Consider the following 20,487-nt stretch of genomic DNA (forward strand, 5'->3'; position numbering starts at 1 on the left):
CTTTCCGCCTCTCTCGATCCAGCCCGTTCCCTGAGCGGCCGACGACGTGGGGCGGGCCCGGCTGGAGCCGGTTACCGTGCCGCGCATCCGTCGGCCGGGCGGCGTCAGCCAGGGCGCGGAGTCCGTATTGTGGCGGGCTCGCCGCCCGGTGCATCCGCAGCGCATGGCCGACGTTCTCGCGGACGTGCTGTTCGGTGTCGTACGAAGCTGCGGTCATCTGTGGCTGGCAGGCTGACCCGACTCCGTCGTTGCCCGGCGCTCGGCAGGAGCGCATCTGGAACTGGCCGAGGCCGACCATTGGTTGGAGCAGGGAAACGCCGCGCTTGGGAGGCCGCTTCCCCGCAGCGGCGCCCGCTCGCCTCCTGGTTCTGGCACGACGGCACGACTACTACGGTGAGCGGCGCAACGAGCTCACTGTCACCGGCGTCGGCCTGGACCCGCCCTGCATCCGATCGGCGCTTGACGCAGCCCTCCTCACTGACGCCGATCTGTCGCTGGGGCGAGAGGGCTGGGCCGCCATCCCCGCCCCCCTGCTCAGCGGCCCCGATGTGCCGTGAACGGCGGGGCCGGGTGTGGGAGCCTCCCTATGTGTACTTGCCCGGCTGCCCAGCGGGAGGCCGGGCGGCCCCAGTGCCCCCAGGGTGTGACCGATAGCGATTACTGCATGTGTTTGGGCTTCGGCGGTGGCTGGTGATGAACTCCAGGCACGGGCCCCCGCGTCAGCGCACTCGCCGCTCCTCCAGCGGTGCGGCCCGCAGCCGTCCCGCCGTGTCGCTCGGCAGATGTGGTGTGTGGCCCACCAGGCGGGCGGAGTTGGCGACGACGGCGATGCTGCTGGTGTTGTGGAGCAGGGCGGCGAGAACGGGGTTGATGGAGCCGCCGGCGCCGGCGATGAGGCCGGCGAGGTTCACGCCGATGGCCAGGGTGTAGTTCTGGCGTACGACGCGCAGGGTGTGCCGGCTGAGTTCGACGACGGCGGCGACCTGGTGCAGGTCGTTTCCGGCGAGGGCGATGTCCGCGGTCTCCAGCGCGACGTGGGAGGAGTGCGCGCCCATGACGATGCCGACGTCGGCGAGCGCGAGTGCGGGGGCGTCGTTGGTGCCGTCGCCGACCATTGCCACGCTGTGTCCTTCGGCCTGGAGGTCGCGGATCAGTTGGAGTTTGGCCTCGGGCAGGGCGTGGGCGTGGACTTCGGTGATGCCGAGGGCGTCGGCCACGGCCTGGGCGGTCTCGGGTGCGTCGCCGGTCAGGAGGACGATGCGGGTCACCCCGAGGTCGGTGAGTTGGCGGACGACGATGTCGGCGCCGCCGCGGACCGCGTCGGACAGGCCGAGCATGCCGATCAGCCTCTCGTCGTGGGCGAGGCAGATGACGGTCTCGCCCCCGGCGCGCAGTCGGCTCGTCCACTCCTGGGCGACCTCGGAGAGTTCCAGACCGTGGCGGCGCAGCAACGCGGGGCTGCCCACCAGCAGGCGGGTGCCGTCGAGTTCGGCGCGGACGCCCATGCCGAGGACGACCTCGCAGGCTTGGTGGATGGGGATGTGCAGGTGTTGTTCCTCGGTGCGCCGGACGATGGCCTCGGCGAGCGGATGGCGGGCGTGCAGTTCGCCGGAGGCGGCCAGGCTGAGGACCTCATCGGCGGTGACCGCGTCGTCAAGGGTGACGACACTGGTGACCAGAGGGCGGCCGAGGGTGAGGGTCCCGGTCTTGTCGAAGACCACGGCGGTGACGCGGCCGATCCCCTCCAGGTGGGTGCCGCCCTTGATGAGAGTGCCGCGGCGGGCCCCGTTGCCGATGGCCGCGCTGATCGCGGTCGGGGTGGCGAGGCCCGCGGCGCAGGGGCAGGCGATCAGCAGCATGGTCATCGCCCGCCTGGCGTCGCGGGTCAGTACGTAGGTGACGCCGGCCAGGGCGAACGAGACGGGCACGAAGCGGCGGGTGAAAGCGGCGGCGACGGTCTGGATCGGGGCCCGGTCGGCCTGCGCCTCCTCGACCCGGGTGATGATCCGGCCGACGACCGTGTCCTGCCCGACCGAGGTGGCCCGGATGGCCAGGGAGCCGTTGGTGACCAGGGTGCCGGCGTAGACCTCGCCGCCGGGCTGGACGTACACCGGGAGGGCTTCGCCGGTGATAGCGGCCTGGTCCACGAGGGCCTCGCCGGAGGCGGCGGTGCCGTCGACCGGGATGCGGTGGTGTTCGTAGACCGCGACGAGGTCTCCGGTCCTGACTTCGTCGAGGTCGACCTCGACCTCGACGCCGTCGCGGACCAGCCAGACCCGTTCCTCGCCGATGGAGAGCAGTTCCTCGATGGCGCGCCGGGTCCGCCGCAGGGTGATGGCCTGGAGGAACTCGCCGATGTTGAGCAGCCACAGCACCATGAGGGCGACCACGTTCTCGCGCAGGACGAGTGAGATCACGGTCGCTGTCGTGACCAGCAGGTCGGTGCCCGCGTGGCGTCTGCCGCCGAGGGTGCGTGCCGCGCCGCGGAAGAACGGCAGCCCGGTGAAGACGGTGACCGCGCCGAGGAGGCCGGCCGAGCCCGCCGGTGTCCACGGGGGCCGCCCGAGCAGTCGTCGTACGCCCACGAGAGCGAGCACCGCGCCGCCGACCACCAGCCGTGCGACCTCTCCTGTGGAGGAGTCGGGCACGGAACGGCTCGCCCTAGCGGGCACGCCCGGCGGCGGCGCCTCGTCCAGAGCGGCGATCAGCCGGTCGACGTCGACCAGGTCGGGCTGCACCCAGACGATGACGGCACCGGTACGCGGGAAGATCCGCAACGCCCGGAACCCCGGCAGATCGGTGAACCGCTCGTCGACGATCCCGGCGCAGCCGGGCCGCGCCCGCAGCCACGGAACCGTCAGCCGGACCCGGCCTGCGGCGGCGGACCGTACTACGACACCGGAGCCGGAACGGGGCAGGGGAACGTCCCCGGGTGCGGACATGACGATCGCCTCGCAGCGCTCGTGATCAAGCAGTGTCAGTGACCGGTCAGTGCTCGTGATCGTGGTCGTGCCCCTCGACACCGACCGCCGAAGGAGGCGCCGCCTCCTCGCCCAGTTGCTCCCTGGCCTCCGCCAGCAGGTCCCCTGCCTTCAGGCGGGCCTCCTCGGCGGCCTCCCCGAGCCGCCGCCCGGTCGTGATGCCGCCGGCGATCCCGTTGACCAGAAGCCTCCGGGCTGCGGGTTTCGCCTTGGGCGCGGCCTTGGCCGCGCCGCGCAGCACCAGTACGCCGGCGGTTCCGGACAGGGCGTAGTGCGCGATGCGGCCCACGACCGCACCTGCGAGAGCGGCGGGATGCATCGTGGTCTCCTTCCGCGGAACGGATTCAGCCGTCTTCGACGCGGTAGGTCAATTGTCGCCCCATGGGCGACATTGCGCAGCAGTCTCACCCCGAGCCGGAAGCGTATGCCGAGAGTAAACTTTTCGGTAATGAATTCCATGTTGTATGGCTGAAGATGGTCTTGACACTCGTTTTCACCTAGCGTGATGCCGAAGCCGGGACGGGTCGATCTCGGCGGATACATCATCGTGTCGCGGAGGAATCCCATGCGTGTGTCCTCGTCCCGCTCTCTGGCGCTCACCGCCGGCGTCTCCCTGATCCTCCTGGCCGGCTGCGGCAATTCGTCCGACGCGGAGAATGACAGCGACGCCTCGCAGAGTCCCGCCGCCTCGTCCGCGGTCCCGGTGGTGGCCTCGACGAACGTCTACGGGGACATCGCCGAGCAGATAGGCGGCGGGAAGGTGGAGGTCACTTCGATCATCACTGATCCCGACCAGGACCCGCACTCCTACGAGGCCAACACCCAGAACCAGTTGGCGCTGTCCAAGGCGAAGGTCGTCATCGAGAACGGCGGCGGATACGACGACTTCATCGACCGCATGCTCAAGAGTGGTGACAACGCGTCCCCTGAGGTGATCAACGCGGTCAAGGTCTCCGGGAAGACCGCCCCGGAGGGCGGGGAGCTCAACGAGCACGTCTGGTACGACTTCCCGACCGTGGCCAAGCTCGCCGACCGAATAGCGGCAGCCCTGGGCAAGGCGGCACCCGACGACGCCGCCACCTTCACGAAGAACGCCGAGACCTTCAAGGCGGAGCTCAAGCCGCTGGAGACGAAGGAAGCGCAGATCAAGGCCGACCACGGCGGTGAGCCGGTGGCCATCACCGAGCCCGTACCGCTGTACATGACCGAGGCGAGCGGACTGGTCAACAAGACCCCGGAGGAGTTCAGCGAGGCCATCGAGGAAGGCGACGACGTCTCCCCGAGGACCCTGCAGGAAACGCTGGCGCTGTTCACCGGTGAGCAGGTGAAGGCGCTGGTCTACAACGACCAGACCACCGGCCCGCAGACCGAGAAGGTCGAGCAGGCGGCCAAAACCGCCGGGATCCCCGTCGTCCCCGTGACCGAGACCCTGCCCGAGGGCAAGGGCTACATCGGCTGGATGACCGCCAATGTCGACGCGCTCGCGAGCGCGCTGGGCAAGTGAGGTCCACTGTGGCGTCGTTGCCCCGTGCACGAGAGGCCAGGATCGACGATCCTGGCGCCGGCGCGGCGGTGGTCAGCCTGCGGGGAGCGGCCCTGTCGTACGGGGACCGTGTGCTGTGGCAGGGCTTGGACCTCGACGTGCGGCCCGGGGAATTCCTGGCCGTGCTCGGCCCGAACGGCTCTGGCAAGACCAGCCTCGTACGTGCCCTGCTGGGGCAACGGCAATTGTCCGCAGGCACGTTGACGGTCCTGGGCCACCCGCCCGGCAACGGCAGCCGGCACATCGGCTACGTCCCGCAGCAGGCGACGCTCTCCGCGCATGCGATGCTGCGCGCCCGGGACCTGGTCCGCTTCGGTATCGACGGGCATGGATTCGGGCCCCGGTGGCGCACGCGCGCGGTGCGTCACCAGGTGGATGAGGCCCTCAAGGCGGTGGGCGCCGCCGCGTACGCGGACGTCCCGGTCGGTCTGCTCTCGGGCGGCGAACGGCAGCGGGTACGCATCGCGCAGGCCCTGGCGACCGACCCGCGCATCCTGCTCTGCGACGAGCCGCTGCTCTCCCTCGACCTGCACCACCAACGGGCCGTCACGGAGCTGGTCGACGCCCGCCGCCGCTCCCACGGCACAGCGGTGGTCTTCGTGACCCATGAGATCAACCCCGTGCTGGGCATGGTGGACCGCGTGCTGTACCTCGCTCACGGCGGCTACCGGATCGGCACACCCGACGAGGTCCTCACCTCCGAGTCCCTGTCACAGCTGTACGGCACCCAGGTCGACGTCCTCCGGGTCCGGGACCGCATCACCGTCGTCGGCGTACCGAATGAGGCGACGGCACCGGCACATCACCATGAACCACCCCGCGGAGTACGGCCATGACGATCGCCGACGGTGTCTGGCAGCAGATCTTCAACTTCGACAACTACGGCGAACTGCTCGACCTGGTCCGCAACTCCCTCATCGCCGGCGCCGCGCTCGGCCTGATCGGCGGACTCGTGGGAGTGTTCGTCATCATGCGGGACCTGCCGTTCGCGGTGCACGGCATCAGCGAGTTGTCGTTCGCGGGGGCCTCGGCCGCGCTGTTGCTGGGGGTGAACATCGTGGCGGGCTCGATCGTCGGCTCGCTGATCGCCGCCGGGGCGATCGGGCTGCTCGGGTCCCGTGCCCGGGACCGCAACTCGGTGATCGGCACCCTCATGCCCTTCGGCCTCGGCCTCGGCGTGCTCTTCCTCGCCCTGTACGAGGGCCGGGCGGCGAACAAGTTCGGCATTCTCACAGGACAGATCGTGGCCGTCGACACTCCGCAGATGTCGTGGCTGCTCGGCACGTCGGCAGTGGTGCTCGTGGCGCTGGCGGTGGTGTGGCGGCCGCTCGCCTTCGCCAGTGCCGACCCGGATGTGGCCGAGGCGCGGGGTGTGCCGGTGCGGGCGCTGTCGTTCGGCTTCATGCTCGTGCTGGGGCTGGCAGTCGCGTTGTCCGTGCAGATCGTCGGTGCGCTGCTGGTCCTCAGCCTCCTTGTCACGCCCGCTGCGGCGGCTGCTCGGATCACGGCCTCGCCGGTGTTGCTGCCCGTGCTGAGCGTGGTGTTCGCGGTGGTCTCCATCGAGGGCGGCATCCTGCTGGCCCTGGGTAGCTCCATCCCCATCAGCCCGTACGTCACCACGATCTCGTTCGCGATCTACATCGTGTGCCGACTGGCGGGTACCTACCGGACTCGGCAGTGGGGGGACCGGGCAACGGTTCCCGAACTCGGCTGACTATCAGCTTCGGGGGCCGATTTCGGCATCGACCCTGAAGACCTCGGAGAGCCGTCCCGGAGTTCACAGGACGTCGGTCACCGGAACCGACGTCGACCTGTACACGGCCGGGGTGAGCGCTCGTGCCGGGTGCGGGATTCCAGTGGCGGACTTCGGCGGGGCCGTCCAGGGCGGGCGTCCGGAGTGTCAGGTCCTCCGGATGGGAGTTGCGGGAGCCAGGGCCTGTCCGGACCTCGGGGTCGGTGCCGTGTGCCGTGTGCCGTGTGCCGGGGAATCGGGCACCCTTAGGTGACTTCCCGGTTTTGAGTACGGTCTGTAACGGCCGGCCGAGCCTAGCTGGAGCGTCAGAGGGGGCGACGCCGGTCGTCGGGAGGTTCTCAAGCAGCAGGGGAAGTTTCCGGTGCTGGTTCGGTGCTGACTCGGACGCCCGCGATCACTCAAAGCCGCAGGTCCTAGCCCTGAATAAGTGGGTGGTCGTACCACTCGATGGTGGTGCCGATGAGGCTGGCGGCGACTATGCGCTTGAGATTGCCTGGTGGTGGGGGAGCGGTTGTAGCGGAGGCCATGTGCGCCACTTCCTCGTTGCGGTGGGGACGGGTAGGTGTTCGCCCACGGTAGGAATCTGCTGGTCAGGGGCACATGTGGTGGGACTACATAGTTCGGGGGCGGGGTGTGCGTGTTGCGCCTATGTCAGTGCTTCGGGGCCACCCTGCCGGCTTGGTCGGTGCCGGAACAGGCCCTGTCTGTGTTGCGCGTTTAGCTGCTGACCGAGGCGTTCACCACGGCCGGGGTGGCCTTCCAATTCGCCAATGACCTGCTGGGGATCTGGGGTGATGAAGCCAAGACCGGCAAGCCGACAGGGTCGGACCTGGGCGGACTGAAACGGACTCTCGCGACCGTGGACGCACTCAGCCACAACAGCGCGCCCGGCCGGGAACTCGCAGCCTGTACGCCGCTGTGCCCCTACGGTCAACGCGCCACCATCTGCTTCCACACAGACGCCGGGCTGCCCCGCCCCGAGGCTCTCCTGGACGGATGGAGTCAGGCCCTGACCGAGCTGGAATCCATCCGGATCCCCTCCAGCATCACGATCCCTCGTGACGCGCATGCCGAGCCTGACGGCCCGGCATAACTGCGGCACGCCACGGCGGGACGGTCAACGCCTGCTGCATGTCCGGCTGGGCGAAGGTGGCGCGAACGTCCTCTCAGCGGCTGTTGGCCACCTCGCGTTCTTGGTATTCGCGTGGGGAGAGTCCATGGAAGCGGGAGAAGGCGGCGCTGAACGTGGGGAGGTGGGCGTACCCGATCCGGCGCGCGACGGCGCTGGGCGGGGCGCCTCCGGCGAGCAGGTCGCGGGCGATGCGCATGCGGGCGGCGTAACGCCAGCGACCGAGTGTCATACCTGTCTCGTCGCGGAAGGCGCGGTGGATCTCGGCACGGACATCGGCATCACGGACATCGGTATCACGGACATCGCCATCCTGCGTCCCGCCGGGCTCGCCGATACGACGCAAGCACTCCATCGCGACAGCACGCGCGCGCGGATCGGTCGGCATCGGCACCGACAGCGCTCGCTGCGCGGCGAGTTGGTCCGCGAACAGGTCGAGGATGTGGCGGGGGTCGTGATCGTCGGGACGCAGTCCGGACCGGGCGCTGATCGAACAGAACATCAAGTAGTCGTCCCACGTGGGCGGAAACCGCACCTGCAGCGGCCCGGTCAGGTGGAGGTCGGCGGTACTCGCGTTGCCCAGCGGCAGGGAGACGGAGTTCTCGCGGAGGCCGGTGACATGCTCCATGTCCGCCGGGATCCAGGTCGCCACGCCTCGCTCCCGCTCGTAGCGCCGGCCGCCGATGTCCAGGTACCCGCTGCCCCGGTACATCCAGCTGAGGACGTGGATGTCGTTGGTATGTGACGGCGTGCTGGCCGCGGGCAGGGTCTCGGGCGCGGTGGGAGTGTCCGTGTCGCGCATCATCCGGATCAGGTCGTCGGTCTGCCGTGCCGCCGCCGCCCGCTGCGTCAGCCCACCGGCGCCAGGCCCGGCGAACAGTCCCCGTCCGAACTCGTGGGGGGTCAGTCCGAACTGTCCCTTGAAGGCCCGCGTGAGGCCGTTGCGGCTGGCGAAGCCCACCAGAGCGGCCACCTGGTCCACGTCGTAACCGGCGGCGAGGAACTCCACGGCGGCACCGAGCCGGCAGAGCAGCCGCCACCGCTCGAACGTGAGCCCGGTGTCGGCGAGGAAGTCACGGCGAAGGGTGCGCGCGCTGCAGAGCACCCGCGATGCCCATCGCTCGACGGTGAGGGCGAGCCCGGGGTCGCGCATCAGTTCCTCGGCGACCGCTCTGGCGCCGCGGGCTCGCGGCATCGCAGGCGAGGCGAACCCCTCCGGGCTTGCCTCTCGCCCGGCCACGGCGGGCGTCGGCGGGCGCGAGCCGGGACGCCGTAGAAGCTCCTCGATCGCCTCGGGGGAGTACCCGCGGCCGCTGAACGGAGTGACCTGCAGGTTGAAGAGCTGGATCAACCAGTCCTGCCAGCCGCTGGGAACGTCGAACCGCGTCAGTTCCGACAACCCCCGAGCGCCGACGCCCGCGTGGGGACACAGCGGGAAGGCGACCGTGCCCGGCTCGGTGGTGATCGCCCGCTCCGCCCGGCCGTCCGCGGGAATCCAGGCGCCTTCGCCGGCCCTGAGGTGGAGCATCGGGCCGCCGTCGATGCGCACGTGTGCCGTGCCGGTGCGTACCCAGAGCAGGAGCGGTCGAACGGGCGCGTCCGCCGCGCTCCACCGTGCCCCCGGAATCGGCGGAGGGCAGCCGGAACTCGCGGCGAACGATGAGGGCATGACCACGTCCTAACCATACGGCAGTCTGCGCACGCAACCCGAGGTAAGGTTCCCCTAACCTTACCCGTGCGTGCCCTCCTGATAGCGGCGCGCGGCTCCTCCCTCGAAGCGATGAGAGAGCTCGGTTTCCCGCATGCCCAAAACCTCGCGCCGGCTCACCGTGCACCCGCCGACCCTGCGTGAGGTCGAGGTGGTCCGGACCGTCGACATCACCCCGGGGATGAGGCGGGTCACGCTGAGCGGCGAACAGCTGCGCGCCTTCACCACCGCGGCCGGCTTCGCGCGGCCGGCCTTCGAGTCCAACGGCTTCGACGACGACCTCGGGCTCTACTTCCCGTACCCCGGTCAGAGCGACCCGGTGCTCCCGGTCCAGGGCGAGGCCAAGTTGACCGTGCCCAAGGATCCTCGACCGCTGTCGCGGGCCTACACGGTCCGCCGGTGGGACCCCGAGGCGGGCGAGCTGGACGTGGACTTCGTCAGGCACGGGGTGGGCGCGGGAACGACGTGGGCCTACCGCACCCGGCCGGGTGACCGGATCCACCTCAGCGGCCCGAGCACGTCGAAGGCGTTCCCGGTCGGCGCCGACTGGTGGCTCGTGGCAGGCGACGACACCGCACTCCCCGCGATCGGCCGCCTGCTCGACGAGCTCCCGCCCGACGCCCGGGCGCAGGTGTTCATCGAGATCGCCGAGGAAGCCCACCGCCAGGAGCTGCGTGAGCTGCCCGGGGTGGACGTGACGTGGCTGGTCCGCCCCGGAGTGACGGCCGGGACGGCCTCGCCGCTCACCGAGGCCGTCCGCGGTACGCGGTGGTGGCCGGGCCAGGCGTTCGTGTGGCTGGCCGGCGAGCACACGGCCGTCCGGGACATCCGCCGGCACTTGGTCGAGGACCGTGGTGTGGCCAAGGAGGACATCGACTTCGCCGGCTACTGGCGTCGCTCCTCGGTCGTCGCCCTGGAGACCGACGGGGCGGTACCCGACCCGGAGCGGACGGTCACCCCGTTCCAGAAGCTCCACGACCTGACGGAGCTCGTCGCGCCGATCGCGATCCGCACCGCCGTCGAACTGGGCGTTCCCGATCTGCTCTCCCGCGGCGTGACCAGCGTGGCCGAACTGGCCGCCAAGGCCGGCGCCGACGAGCGCGCTCTGGGCAAACTGCTGCGTTACCTGCACACCCTGGACGTGGTGGCCGAGACGGAACCGGGTCACTACGCCCTGACGCCGGTCGGTGATGTCCTCACCCTCGAGTTCATCGCCGACGCGCTCCACTCCGCCGGGGTGGTCGGTCGCGAGATGCTCGGCATCCAGGGACTCACGGAGTCGGTCCGCACGGGCCGGTCCTCCTACGCCTCGGTCACCGGCCAGACCTTCGCCGACGTACGGGCCGAACAGGACTACGAGGACCGTCACTTGGAGCGCCTGGCGAAGTTCCAGCCCGCACTGGCCGGACCGATCGCCACGTCCGGCCTGCTCGCCGGAGTCCGGCACCTGGTGATCCACTCCGGTGGTGCCGGCGCTCACGCCCGTGAGTACGTCGCTGCCCACGAGAGCCTGCGCGTGACGATCTGCGCCCTGCCCGCCCAGGCCGACTGGCTGCGCCGCGACCTGCCCGCCACGATTCCCGATGAGCGGCAACGCAGGCGGGTCAGCGTGCTGGAGCAGTCCGTCTTCGAGGCCGGCCCGGCCGCCGACGCCGTACTCATCAGCCGCGCCTTCAAGACCCTGCCCGACGCCGACGCCGTTCACGCACTGCGCCGGGCAGCCGAGAACCTCATCCCCGGCGGACGAGTGCTGCTGATCGAGGAGGTCTTCGACACCGACGACCTCGACGAGCACGACGGCGAGGCAGACCTGATCGGCCTGGTCTGCCACGGCTCCGGCCTTCGCACCGCGGCGGAGCTGGACGCCGTCATCACCCGGGCCGGCCTCACGCGCCGATCGGCGCGCACCGTCGGCCTGGGCACCACCGTCCACGAACTCGTCCGCTCCACTGCTGACTGATCCCCTCCACCCAGGCACTCCTCCCCCAGGGAAGAAGAGAAAGAAGAACCACCATGAGCAGCACCCCCAGAACGAGACGCGGCACGGCCCTTGCCACCGCGCTGATGAGCGCGTCGCTCGTCCTCACCGCCTGCGGCAGTGAAGGCGACGACACCGGCGACAAGGCCGCCGAGACCCACAGCGTCAAGGCCGAGAACGGCACCGTCGAGATTCCCGCCGACCCCCAGCGGATCGTCACGATCGGCAACACGAACCTCCCCTTCATCGATCTGGGCGGCAAGCCGGTGGGCGTCACCGAGGTGTCCGACTCCGAACTCGCCGTGCTGCCCGAGGAACAGAAGGCCGCGTACGAGGCAGCCGAGGTCATCGGCGGCAGCGGGGGTGAGGTGGACCTCGAGAAGCTCGCCGGCCTCAAGCCGGACCTCATCCTGGTCCAGTTCCACACGAATGACTGGGACAAGGTCGGCAAGCGACTCGAGTCGATCGCCCCGACCGTGCTCTGGGGGCTCGACACCGAGTGGAAGGCCTTCGCCGGCGAGATCGCGGAGGCCGGCAACGTCACGGATGAACTCAGCCGGCAGACGGCGGAGTTCAAGAAGAAGGTCGCCAAGATCCAGGAGACCTACCGCAAGACCATCGACGACACCTCGTTCGTCGACATCTCCCGCGGAGACTGGAGCGATCCCGGAACGTTCTACATCGCGGACATCGGCTGCTCCGAGATCGCCCGGGACGACATCGGCCTCGACCTGCCCGAGGCGGCCGAGGGCAAGGACCCCCTGGCCTACGAGTCCCTGCCGTTCGAGCAGATCAGCGAGCTGTCCAAGTACGACGTGATCACCTACCCCGTCGACTCCGACGGCCGGCCGACAGAGCCCTTCAAGCCGGTGGTCGAGACCAACACCTGGAAGGCGCTGCCCGCCGTGAACTCCGGTCGCGCTCTGGGAGTCTTCTGCCCCGGCAACAACTCCTACGGGCCCGTCCTCCAGTACCTGGACTCGCTGGACCGTGAACTGGCGACGCTCTCCAAGTAAGAGACCTCACTCGCAACATGAAGCTCGTGGACGCAACGGAAGCGGCGGCTCTCGCAGCAGAGCGGCAGCCGCCGGTCTCGCATCGACGCCGCCGTGTCATCGGACTGGTCGCGGCCCTCGCCGTGTTGATCGTGCTGATGGTGCTCAGCGTCATGGTCGGCTCCAAAGCGATACCGGTCCCGGTGGTCTGGGACGCACTGTTCAACCCGTCTTCCCACCCTGACCAGTTCGCGATCCGCGACTTCCGGCTGCCGCGCACGATCGTGGGGTTGGTCGTCGGCGTCGCACTCGGTCTGTCGGGCGCGCTGATCCAGGCGCTCACCCGCAACCCGCTGGCCGATCCGGGTGTACTCGGCGTCCATGCCGGTGCGTCCTTCGCGGTGACGGTCGCCGTGGGCCTGCTCGGCGTCCGCGAATCGCAGGGCTACATGTGGTTCGCGTTCGTGGGGGCACTGATCGTCACGCTCCTGGTGCTCGTCCTCGGGTCGACGCGGAAGGGCTCCTCGCCGGTGGTCATGGTGCTCGCCGGGGTCTGCGTCGGTGCCGTGCTCGGCGGTGCCAGGGAAGCGCTCCAACTGACCGACCCGGACGCCTTCGACGCGATGCGGTACTGGAACGCCGGGTCGATCGCGGGTCGCCCGCTCGATGTCGTCTGGCCGGTCCTGCCGTTCTTCGCGGTGGCGCTCGTCCTGGCCTTCGCGGTGTCGGGCCCGCTCAACGCCCTGGCTCTGGGTGACGAGCTGGCGGTCGCGCAAGGGGTCCGGTTGGCACGCACCCGTGTGCTCGCGGTGATCGCACTCACCCTCCTTGCCGGTGGCGCCACCGCGATCGCCGGACCCATCGGATTCATCGGACTCATGGTGCCGCACGTGGCCCGCTGGATCGTCGGCCCGGACCAACGCTGGATCTTCGCCTACAGCATCCTCCTCGCCCCGAGCCTGCTGCTGGCCTCCGACATCCTCGGCCGCGTCGTGATGAGACCCGGCGAGATCCCCGTGGGTATCGTCACCGCCTTCGTCGGCGCTCCCGTCCTCGTCGTACTGGTGCGGCGGAAGAAGGCGAGCGGACTGTGAACACGCACATTCCTCGCGTGGACTTCGGCCGGCGGGTGCTGGTGCTGCGGCGCCGGCGGATCGCGGTCCGGCTCCAGTGGCGCTCGGTCGTCGTCTGCGCGGTGCTCACGGTCGCGATCGCCGCTACGGCGGTGCTCGCGCTGATGACCGGCTCGTACGCGCTGAGTCCCGGGCAGGTGCTCTCCGCACTGACCGGCCGGGAAACCGGCTTCGTCGGCGAGATCGTGGTCGAGTGGCGGCTGCCCCGGGTCGCCGCGGCGCTGGTGTTCGGCGCGGCTCTGGGCGTGAGCGGGGCGGTCTTCCAGTCACTGTTGCGCAACCCGCTCGCCGACCCCGGCATCATGGGGTTCTCCCAAGGCTCCTACACCGGCGCGTTGGTCGTGATCCTGGTCGTCAACGGCACGTACGCGCAGATGGTCGGCGGGGCGTTGCTGGGCGGGATGGCCACCGCCGTGGCCGTGTACGTGCTCGCCTACCGGCGAGGGGTGCAGGGGTTCCGGCTGATCATCGTCGGCATCGGCGTCTCGGCGATGCTCGAGTCGCTCAACACCTGGCTGATCCTCAAGGCCGACCTGGACCAGGCGATGTCCGCGGCCGCGTGGGGTGCCGGGTCACTCAACGGCGTGTCCTGGAACCAGGTCGCCATCGGCGGCGCCTGCATCACCGTACTCCTGCTCCTGGCCGCGATGTTGAGCCGGCCGCTGCGGCAGATGCAGCTGGGCGACGACGCGGCCGCCTCGCAAGGGGTACGGGTCTCGCACGTACGCCTCGGCCTGATCCTGGTCGGGGTGGCGCTGACGGCCACGGTCACGGCCGCGTCGGGGCCGATCGTGTTCATCTCCCTGGTCGCCCCGCAGATCGGACACCGACTCGCCCGCACCGCCGGGATCACCCTCGCCCCCGCCGCCTTCGTCGGGGCGCTGCTGTGCCTGGCGTCGGACTACCTCGCCCAGCACGTCGCCCCCACCCCGCTGCCGGTCGGCATCATCACCGTCGTGCTCGGCGGCGGATACCTCGGATACCTGCTGTTCACCGAAGCAAGGAGACGCCTGTGAGCGCAGTCTCGACCGACACCGCGCGCCTGAGCGTGGAGTCGGCGACGATCGGCTACGACAAGCGGATCATCTCCGAGCACCTCTCGGTGACGATCCCCGACGAGTCGTTCACGGTCATCGTCGGTCCCAACGCGTGCGGCAAGTCCACCCTGCTGCGCGGCCTGTCCCGACTGCTGAAGCCGTCGGCCGGGCAGATCGTCCTCGACGGCGCCGACATCAACTCGTACAGGACCAAAGAGGTGGCGCGGCGGGTCGGACTGCTGCCGCAGACCTCGATCGCCCCGGACGGGATCACCGTCGCAGACCTGGTGGCCCGGGGACGGTACCCCCACCAGGGGTTCATCCGGCAGTGGACCGAGGACGACGAGCGGGCCGTGCTCAGGGCGATGCGCCAGACCTCGGTCACCGACCTGTCCGGGCGCCCGGTGGACGAGCTGTCGGGCGGGCAGCGCCAGCGCGTGTGGGTGGCGATGGCGCTCGCGCAGCACACCGACATCATGCTGCTCGACGAACCGACCACCTTCCTCGACATCACCCACCAGATCGAGCTCCTTGAGCTGTTCACCGACCTGCACCACGCCGGCCGCACCCTGGTCGCCGTACTGCACGACCTGAACCACGCTGCCCGCTACGGCACCCACCTGATCGCCATGAAGGACGGAGCCGTGGTCGCCGAAGGCACTCCGGACGAGGTCGTCACGGCCGAGCTGGTCGAGGAGGTGTTCGGTCTGCGCTGCCTGGTGACGAGCGATCCGGTGGCCGGCAGCCCCCAGGTGGTGCCGCTCGGCCGCGAACGAACCCGGCACAGGTCCGACGGCAACACTGATGCGGAGAGCGCGATACATGTCTGATCCGTCTGTCGATCCGTCTGTCGAGAAGCTGTCGACCGGTGAATGGAGCCAGGAGAGGTTCAGACGACATCTCCAGGAGAAGGGTGCACCGCTTGTCGAGCGGGTCTCCGCGGACGAGGTGGACGTCACCTTCGTCGACTTCTTCGACGAGCCCGGAGACGGCACGACGGTCACCCTCTCGGTGGTGATCGGCCCCAGAATCGGATTCAACCCGATCGACACGGAGTTCGCCCCGGTCGCGGGGACGCCTTTCCGTGTTCTGACCCTGCGGATGCGTTCCGACCTGCGCTTCTCGTACGTGTTCGTACGCCGTGGGCCGACGGGTGAGGTTGAACAGGTTCCGGACCCGTTCAACCCGCCGCCGAGGTTCTCGGAGTGCTCGGTGGCGCGGTTCTCCGGGGCTTCGGTGGCCGTGCTGCCCGAGGCGGTGCCGTTGCCCTGGCTCGATCAGGCCGAAGCGCTACCGGCCCCGGCAGTGGAACCTGCCGTGCTGGCGAGCGAGTTCCTGGGAGACGAACGCCGCATCTGGGTCTCGATGCCCCCGGGAGAGTTCTCGGACGAGAGCGCACTGCCCTTCGTGATCCACCTGGACGGGACGCCGGACCACAGCGCCCCGAGCGTTCGTGACGCCCTGGTCCGGGCGGGACTCATCCGCCCCTGCGTGGTGGTCCTCGTCGAGCAGCCTGCCCTGCGGCGTGCCGAAGAGCTGCGCTGCGACCCGGCGTTCTCCCGGATGCTGGTCGAAGAACTGCTGCCGTGGCTCCACCACCGCCATCCGCTCTCGCACGACCCCGCCGACGTCGCGCTGGCCGGCGAGAGCTTCGGCGGTCTGTGCGCCGGCTGGACAGCGCTCCACCACCCGACGACGTTCGGCAACGCCATCCTCCAGTCCCCGTCGTGCGGATACCACCCCGACCTCACATGGGGCACCGGGGCAGGTGAGCTGCTGCGCCGCACCCCCGTACCGACACTGATCGCCGACTTCCTGGCCGAGGAGACGGCACCGATCCGCATCTTCCACGACGTCGGTGAGCTGGAGGGCTCGCTCACCCACAGCCGCTGGCTCGACCACGTGCTCACCGGCAAGGGCTACGACACCCTCTACCGGGAGTTCGCCGGCGGACACGACTACGCGTGGTGGCGAGGACTCTTCGCCGATGCCCTGCTCTGGTGCTTCCCGCTCTTCCCGCTCAGGAGCAGGGACGGGAGCCAGGCGTGAGCGGCACTTCGCGTTTCTTCGGCGACGACACCGCAGGACTCGGGCGAGGACCTCTGACCCGCCGGCTGCCCGTGCTGCTGCAGGCGCCTCCCGAACCGGTCGAGGCTCCTCCGTACGAAGCCGGGGCGGGGGTCACGCCGGGTCGGTTCCTGCTGCGCGCGATCCTCTCGGTGAAGCGGGTCACCGTTCCGGCGATGCTGCTCGCGGTCGTGTGGCAGGTGGGCGAGTCGGCGGTCCCCGTGGTGATGGGTGTGGCCATCGACCGGGCGCTGGCGACCGGGAACGCGGGGCAACTGGTGCTGTGGCTCGGCGTGTTGATGGGGCTGTACGTCGCGTTGACGATGGCGGCGAAGCTGGCGAACCGGCTGACCTCGTACGCGGTGCAACTGGTGCAGCACCGGCTGCGGAGCACCCTCTCGACCGCCGTGCTGCATCCGGTCGGCGGCGCGGCCCGGGCGCCGGACGGCAGCGTCGTCTCGGTGATGACCAGCGACGTCGCCCGCCTGGCCAACGGGGTGATCCTGGTGATCATGCCGGTCTCGAGGATCGCGGCCATCGGCTTCATCGCCGTATCGCTGCTGGCGACGCACTGGCTGCTCGGGCTTGTGGTGCTGCTGGGAGCACCTGCCGCGGTGTGGCTGATGGGCGTACTCAGCGAGCGGCTCTCCCGGGACACCCGCGCCTACCAGGAGCTCTTGGCCTCCACCGTAGGGCGGGCCACCGATCTGGTCGCCGGCTACCGGGTGGTCAAGGGCATACGTGCCGAGGGCGAGGCGACCAGGAGGTACCGGCAAGCGAGTCAGGAGACCCTCGTCGGGGCCAAGCGCAATGCGGGGCTGCTGGGGAGGTTCCTCGCGGGCTCGGGTGCGGTCAGCGGCACGTTCGTCGCCGCGGTGATGGGGCTGGCGGGCTGGTTCGCCGTGGACGGGCGGCTGAGCATCGGCGAGCTGATCGCCGCCGTCGGCCTCACTCAGGCGCTGCTGCCGCAGATCCAGTCGATCGCGAGCGCCTCCATCCCCAACCTCGCCGGAGCGCGTGCCGCGTCCGCGCGCGTCATCGACGTGCTGCGCGGCAACGGTGGCGGGGGCCCCGGGCAGGACGACAGGCCAGGGGCCGAGGTCGCGCAGCTGCCGGTGGTGGAGGTGTCCGCACCAGGTACGACGATCCGGGTGGACCCCGGAGAACTCGTGGGCGTGCGCGCCGACGACCGGACCGCCGCCCGCATCGCCCGGGCCTTGCTGGACCCGCGGACCGGCGGCGAAGTGGAGGCGCGGCTCGACGGACACCCGGCGCGGGAGCTGACCGCGGAGGAGTACCGCTCCCGGGTCACGGTCGCCCCGCACCGGGCCACCCTGTTCAGCGGAACGATCCGCGACAACCTCATCGCCGGCGCCGACGGTGAGGTTGTCGCACCCGAGCTGGTCGATGCCGCGGTACGAGCCGCGGCGTGCGACGACTTCGCCGCCGATCTCGACCTCCCGGTCGGCGAGGACGGCAACCGCCTCTCCGGCGGCCAACGCCAGCGGATCGCGCTCGCCCGCGCATTGGCGAGCGATGCGCCGGTACTTGTGCTGCACGACCCGACCACGGCGGTGGACCCGGTCACCGAGCACGCGATCGCGGTGCGTCTGCGCGGCGCCCGCGCGGGCCGATCGACGCTGCTGATCGCCTCGTCCCCGGTGCTGCTCGGACGCTGCGACCGCGTCGTCGACCTGTTAGAGGACGCACCCATGCACAAAAGGACGGTGGGATGAGCGTGGCATCCGCTACGACCGGGCACGCGCTGCCCGTCGCGGGCGGCCGGGCGACGGCCAGGGAGGTCCTGCGACTCAGCCGCGGACACCGGCTCCGGCTCGCCGCCGTCGGCGCGGTCGGGATCGTCAGCACCGCCGTCGACCTGATCCCGCCGGTGGCGATCGGGTACCTCGTCGACCGGGTGCAGGGGGGCACCGCGGATCTCGGCACCGTCCTGACGGCCACGGCCGTCATGGCGCTCTCGGGCGTCCTCGGCGCCGCCGGCACCGCGGTGGCGATCGTGCACGCCACCCGCATCTACCACACCGTCCTCGCCGCCCTGCGCGAGCGGCTGGTGAGCCGCGCCATGACGCTCCCGCAGCACCTCGTCGAGCGCGCCGGTACGGGGGACTTGATATCCCGGTCCAGCGACGACGTCACCGCCGTCGCCGACGCCGCCCCCGCGGTGATCCCCGCGCTCACCGTCACCGCGTTCACCATCGTCGTGTCGCTGGGCGGGCTCGCGGCGCTGGAATGGCCCTATGCGGCCGCGTTCGCCGTCGTACTGCCCGTCTACGCGCTCGCCATGCGGTGGTACCTGCGCATCGGGCCCCGGGTGTACCGGGCCGAGCGTGCGGCGATGAGCGGGCGTGCCCAGCAGATCCTCGAGTCCCAGCGCGGGTACGCCACCGTGCTCGGCTTCGGGCTCGCCGAGCGACGCCATCGCGCCGTGATGTCGGACTCCTGGGGCGTCGCAGTGCAGTCGCTGCGGGCACGCACCTTGCAGAGCATGCTCAACGCCCGGCTCAACCTCGGCGAATGCCTGAGCCTGGCCGCCGTGCTCGTCGTCGGATTCGTCCTCGTCGACCACGGAGCCTCAACCGTCGGCGGCGCCACCACCGCCATGCTGCTCGTGCTGCGCCTGCTGGGTCCGGTCAACCAGCTGCTGTTCGTCATCGACACCCTCCAGTCGGCCCTCGCCTCGCTGAGCCGCATGATCGGAGTCGTCACGATCCCGACGATGGACGCGGCCGGCGCGTCGACGAGGCCGGCGGACCCGACTGATCTGATAGTCGCGACGGACCCGGGGGACTCGGCGGACTCGGCGGATCCGATAGACCCGGCAGACCCAGGAGACCCGGGGGAGACAGCCACCGCCGTCCGGCTCCGCGAGGTGGCGTTCTGCTACGCCGTCGGTCCACTCGTGCTCGACGACATCGGCCTCGACATCCCGGCCGGTCAGCACCTTGCGATCGTCGGCCCGTCCGGGGCAGGGAAGACCACGCTCGCCGCCGTGATCGCGGGCGTTCACCAACCTGACGCCGGGACAGTGACCCGTCCCGGCCGCACCGCGGTGATCACCCAGGAAATACACGTGTTCGCCGGGACACTACGAGAGAACCTCACGCTCGCCGCCCCCGACGCCACCGACCACGAGATCCGCGCCGCGCTCGAAACCACCGGCGCGGCCGATCTGCTGGACCTGTCGGCGGATGCCCTCGACACGGTGGTCGGCACCGGCGGACACCCGCTCACCGAGGCACAGGCGCAACAGCTCGCCCTCGCCCGGCTGCTCCTCGCCGACCCGGAACTGGCGATCCTCGACGAAGCCACCGCCGAGGCCGGTTCCGCCCATGCCGAGCGGCTCGACCGCGCCTCAGAAGCGGTCCTTGCCCGCCGGACCGGCATCGTGATCGCTCACCGGCTCTCCCAAGCCGCCACCTGCGACCGGATCGTGGTCATGGACGCCGGCCGCGTCACCGAGACCGGCACCCACGACGAACTCCTCGCCGCCGACGGCACATACGCCCGGCTGTGGGCGGTGTGGCAAGCAGGGCAGCACATCAGCGCGAACAGGTGAGGGTGGCGCCGGACCGTCTTCGGGCAACGAAGCAGCCACATTTCGCGCCGACTGGGCGGAGCCCGATCCAGGCCCGGCCCGTTGTCTCCTGGCCTGTCATCGGTTCGGATGAGTGTTGTCCGGGCGGGGCGCTGACGCGCGACGGACAGTGGCTCCGGGGCGTGGAGCACGTCGGACCTCAGCCGGGCAGTAGGGCCACGATCTCGCGGACGACGACCTCGGGTTCGGTCAGTGGCACCTAGTGGCCTCAGCGATCGCGTCAGTTCGCAGACCTCAAGCAGCGAGGCGAACGGCGACGTCCACGCTCACCTTCGAGGGCAGGGGGCAGGGGGCGCGGGGTTCCGGGGGTGTCGCCGAACCGGGTGCGGCGGTGCCCGCCGACATGCCAGTCAGCGCAGTTGCCAGGACGACACGACACGCCTTGTCGCGCCGCCGGACCGGCGACAGCGCTGGCACAGCGTTGCTGTTGGCCCTGACTGAGTGCAGCGCGGACGATTCACCGCGACGCACGCACCCACAGCACATCGATGATCAACATCACCCTCTACAACGGACGCCGGTTACTTCACAGCCTCTAACGGTCGTC

The 20,487-nt window shown here is 70.2% G+C and carries 17 protein-coding genes; 14 read left to right on the forward strand and 3 right to left on the reverse strand.

Translation table 11 applies throughout. The features are described from left to right. The first annotated feature begins 76 nt into the window (after positions 1–76). Positions 77–235, forward strand: a complete 159-nt coding sequence (locus ACIQWG_RS02735; RefSeq protein WP_404089463.1) for a GTP-binding protein — start codon at positions 77–79, stop codon at positions 233–235. A gap of 88 nt (positions 236–323) precedes the next feature. Further along, positions 324–557 carry a hypothetical protein gene (locus tag ACIQWG_RS02740; protein ID WP_404089465.1) on the forward strand — a complete coding sequence of 78 codons (234 nt, stop codon included), beginning with the start codon at positions 324–326 and terminating at the stop codon, positions 555–557. A gap of 162 nt (positions 558–719) precedes the next feature. Here the strand turns inward: ACIQWG_RS02740 and ACIQWG_RS02745 are convergent, their stop codons facing one another. After that, a complete protein-coding gene (locus tag ACIQWG_RS02745) occupies positions 720–2,942 on the reverse strand; it encodes a heavy metal translocating P-type ATPase (protein WP_404089466.1) in 2,223 nt (740 codons plus the stop codon). A 46-nt stretch (positions 2,943–2,988) separates the two neighbouring features. Further along, on the reverse strand, positions 2,989–3,300 hold the full coding sequence (locus tag ACIQWG_RS02750) for a DUF1490 family protein (protein ID WP_404089468.1): 312 nt from the start codon (positions 3,298–3,300) through the stop codon (positions 2,989–2,991). Positions 3,301–3,546: 246 nt separating this feature from the next. Between ACIQWG_RS02750 and ACIQWG_RS02755 the strand changes: the two genes are divergently transcribed. The 4 genes from ACIQWG_RS02755 to ACIQWG_RS02770 all read left to right on the forward strand — a co-directional run bounded on the left by ACIQWG_RS02755 (position 3,547) and on the right by ACIQWG_RS02770 (position 7,370). Continuing rightward, positions 3,547–4,485, forward strand: a complete 939-nt coding sequence (locus ACIQWG_RS02755; RefSeq protein WP_404089469.1) for a metal ABC transporter solute-binding protein, Zn/Mn family — start codon at positions 3,547–3,549, stop codon at positions 4,483–4,485. Between the two features lie 8 nt (positions 4,486–4,493). Further along, a complete protein-coding gene (locus ACIQWG_RS02760; protein WP_404089471.1) occupies positions 4,494–5,360 on the forward strand; it encodes a metal ABC transporter ATP-binding protein in 867 nt (288 codons plus the stop codon). Then, positions 5,357–6,238 (forward strand): metal ABC transporter permease, encoded by an 882-nt coding sequence (locus ACIQWG_RS02765; protein ID WP_404089473.1) that lies wholly within the window; start codon positions 5,357–5,359, stop codon positions 6,236–6,238. Before ACIQWG_RS02760 ends, ACIQWG_RS02765 begins: the two co-directional genes overlap by 4 nt. A 763-nt stretch (positions 6,239–7,001) precedes the next feature. Beyond that, on the forward strand, positions 7,002–7,370 hold the full coding sequence (locus ACIQWG_RS02770; RefSeq protein ID WP_404090771.1) for a polyprenyl synthetase family protein: 369 nt from the start codon (positions 7,002–7,004) through the stop codon (positions 7,368–7,370). 73 nt (positions 7,371–7,443) lie between these two features. Here the strand turns inward: ACIQWG_RS02770 and ACIQWG_RS02775 are convergent, their stop codons facing one another. Next, a complete protein-coding gene (locus ACIQWG_RS02775; protein WP_404089475.1) occupies positions 7,444–9,075 on the reverse strand; it encodes a helix-turn-helix domain-containing protein in 1,632 nt (543 codons plus the stop codon). Between the two features lie 133 nt (positions 9,076–9,208). Between ACIQWG_RS02775 and ACIQWG_RS02780 the strand changes: the two genes are divergently transcribed. Genes ACIQWG_RS02780 through ACIQWG_RS02815 form a run of 8 tightly spaced genes read left to right on the forward strand, consistent with a single transcriptional unit; the run spans position 9,209 to position 19,901 of the window. Continuing rightward, positions 9,209–11,074 (forward strand): SIP domain-containing protein, encoded by a 1,866-nt coding sequence (locus ACIQWG_RS02780; protein ID WP_404089477.1) that lies wholly within the window; start codon positions 9,209–9,211, stop codon positions 11,072–11,074. Between the two features lie 53 nt (positions 11,075–11,127). Then, positions 11,128–12,108: an ABC transporter substrate-binding protein gene (locus tag ACIQWG_RS02785; protein ID WP_404089479.1), complete on the forward strand. Its 981-nt coding sequence runs from the start codon at positions 11,128–11,130 to the stop codon at positions 12,106–12,108. Between the two features lie 17 nt (positions 12,109–12,125). Further along, positions 12,126–13,181: an iron chelate uptake ABC transporter family permease subunit gene (locus tag ACIQWG_RS02790; RefSeq protein ID WP_404089481.1), complete on the forward strand. Its 1,056-nt coding sequence runs from the start codon at positions 12,126–12,128 to the stop codon at positions 13,179–13,181. A 17-nt stretch (positions 13,182–13,198) separates the two neighbouring features. Then, positions 13,199–14,236, forward strand: a complete 1,038-nt coding sequence (locus ACIQWG_RS02795) for a FecCD family ABC transporter permease (RefSeq protein ID WP_404089482.1) — start codon at positions 13,199–13,201, stop codon at positions 14,234–14,236. Next, the gene (locus tag ACIQWG_RS02800; protein ID WP_404089484.1) at positions 14,233–15,087 is read left to right on the forward strand and encodes an ABC transporter ATP-binding protein; all 855 of its coding nucleotides are present in this window, start codon (positions 14,233–14,235) and stop codon (positions 15,085–15,087) included. Before ACIQWG_RS02795 ends, ACIQWG_RS02800 begins: the two co-directional genes overlap by 4 nt. Beyond that, on the forward strand, positions 15,080–16,306 hold the full coding sequence (locus tag ACIQWG_RS02805; protein ID WP_404089485.1) for an alpha/beta hydrolase: 1,227 nt from the start codon (positions 15,080–15,082) through the stop codon (positions 16,304–16,306). Before ACIQWG_RS02800 ends, ACIQWG_RS02805 begins: the two co-directional genes overlap by 8 nt. Then, positions 16,303–18,060 (forward strand): ABC transporter transmembrane domain-containing protein, encoded by a 1,758-nt coding sequence (locus ACIQWG_RS02810; RefSeq protein ID WP_404089487.1) that lies wholly within the window; start codon positions 16,303–16,305, stop codon positions 18,058–18,060. Before ACIQWG_RS02805 ends, ACIQWG_RS02810 begins: the two co-directional genes overlap by 4 nt. Then, complete coding sequence (locus tag ACIQWG_RS02815; protein ID WP_404089489.1) at positions 18,057–19,901, forward strand: ABC transporter ATP-binding protein; 1,845 nt, start codon at positions 18,057–18,059, stop codon at positions 19,899–19,901. The genes ACIQWG_RS02810 and ACIQWG_RS02815 overlap by 4 nt, the downstream gene beginning before the upstream one ends. Positions 19,902–20,487 lie beyond the last annotated feature (586 nt).

Source organism: Streptomyces sp. NPDC098781 (genome assembly GCF_044759995.1).
Lineage (GTDB): Bacteria > Actinomycetota > Actinomycetes > Streptomycetales > Streptomycetaceae > Streptomyces.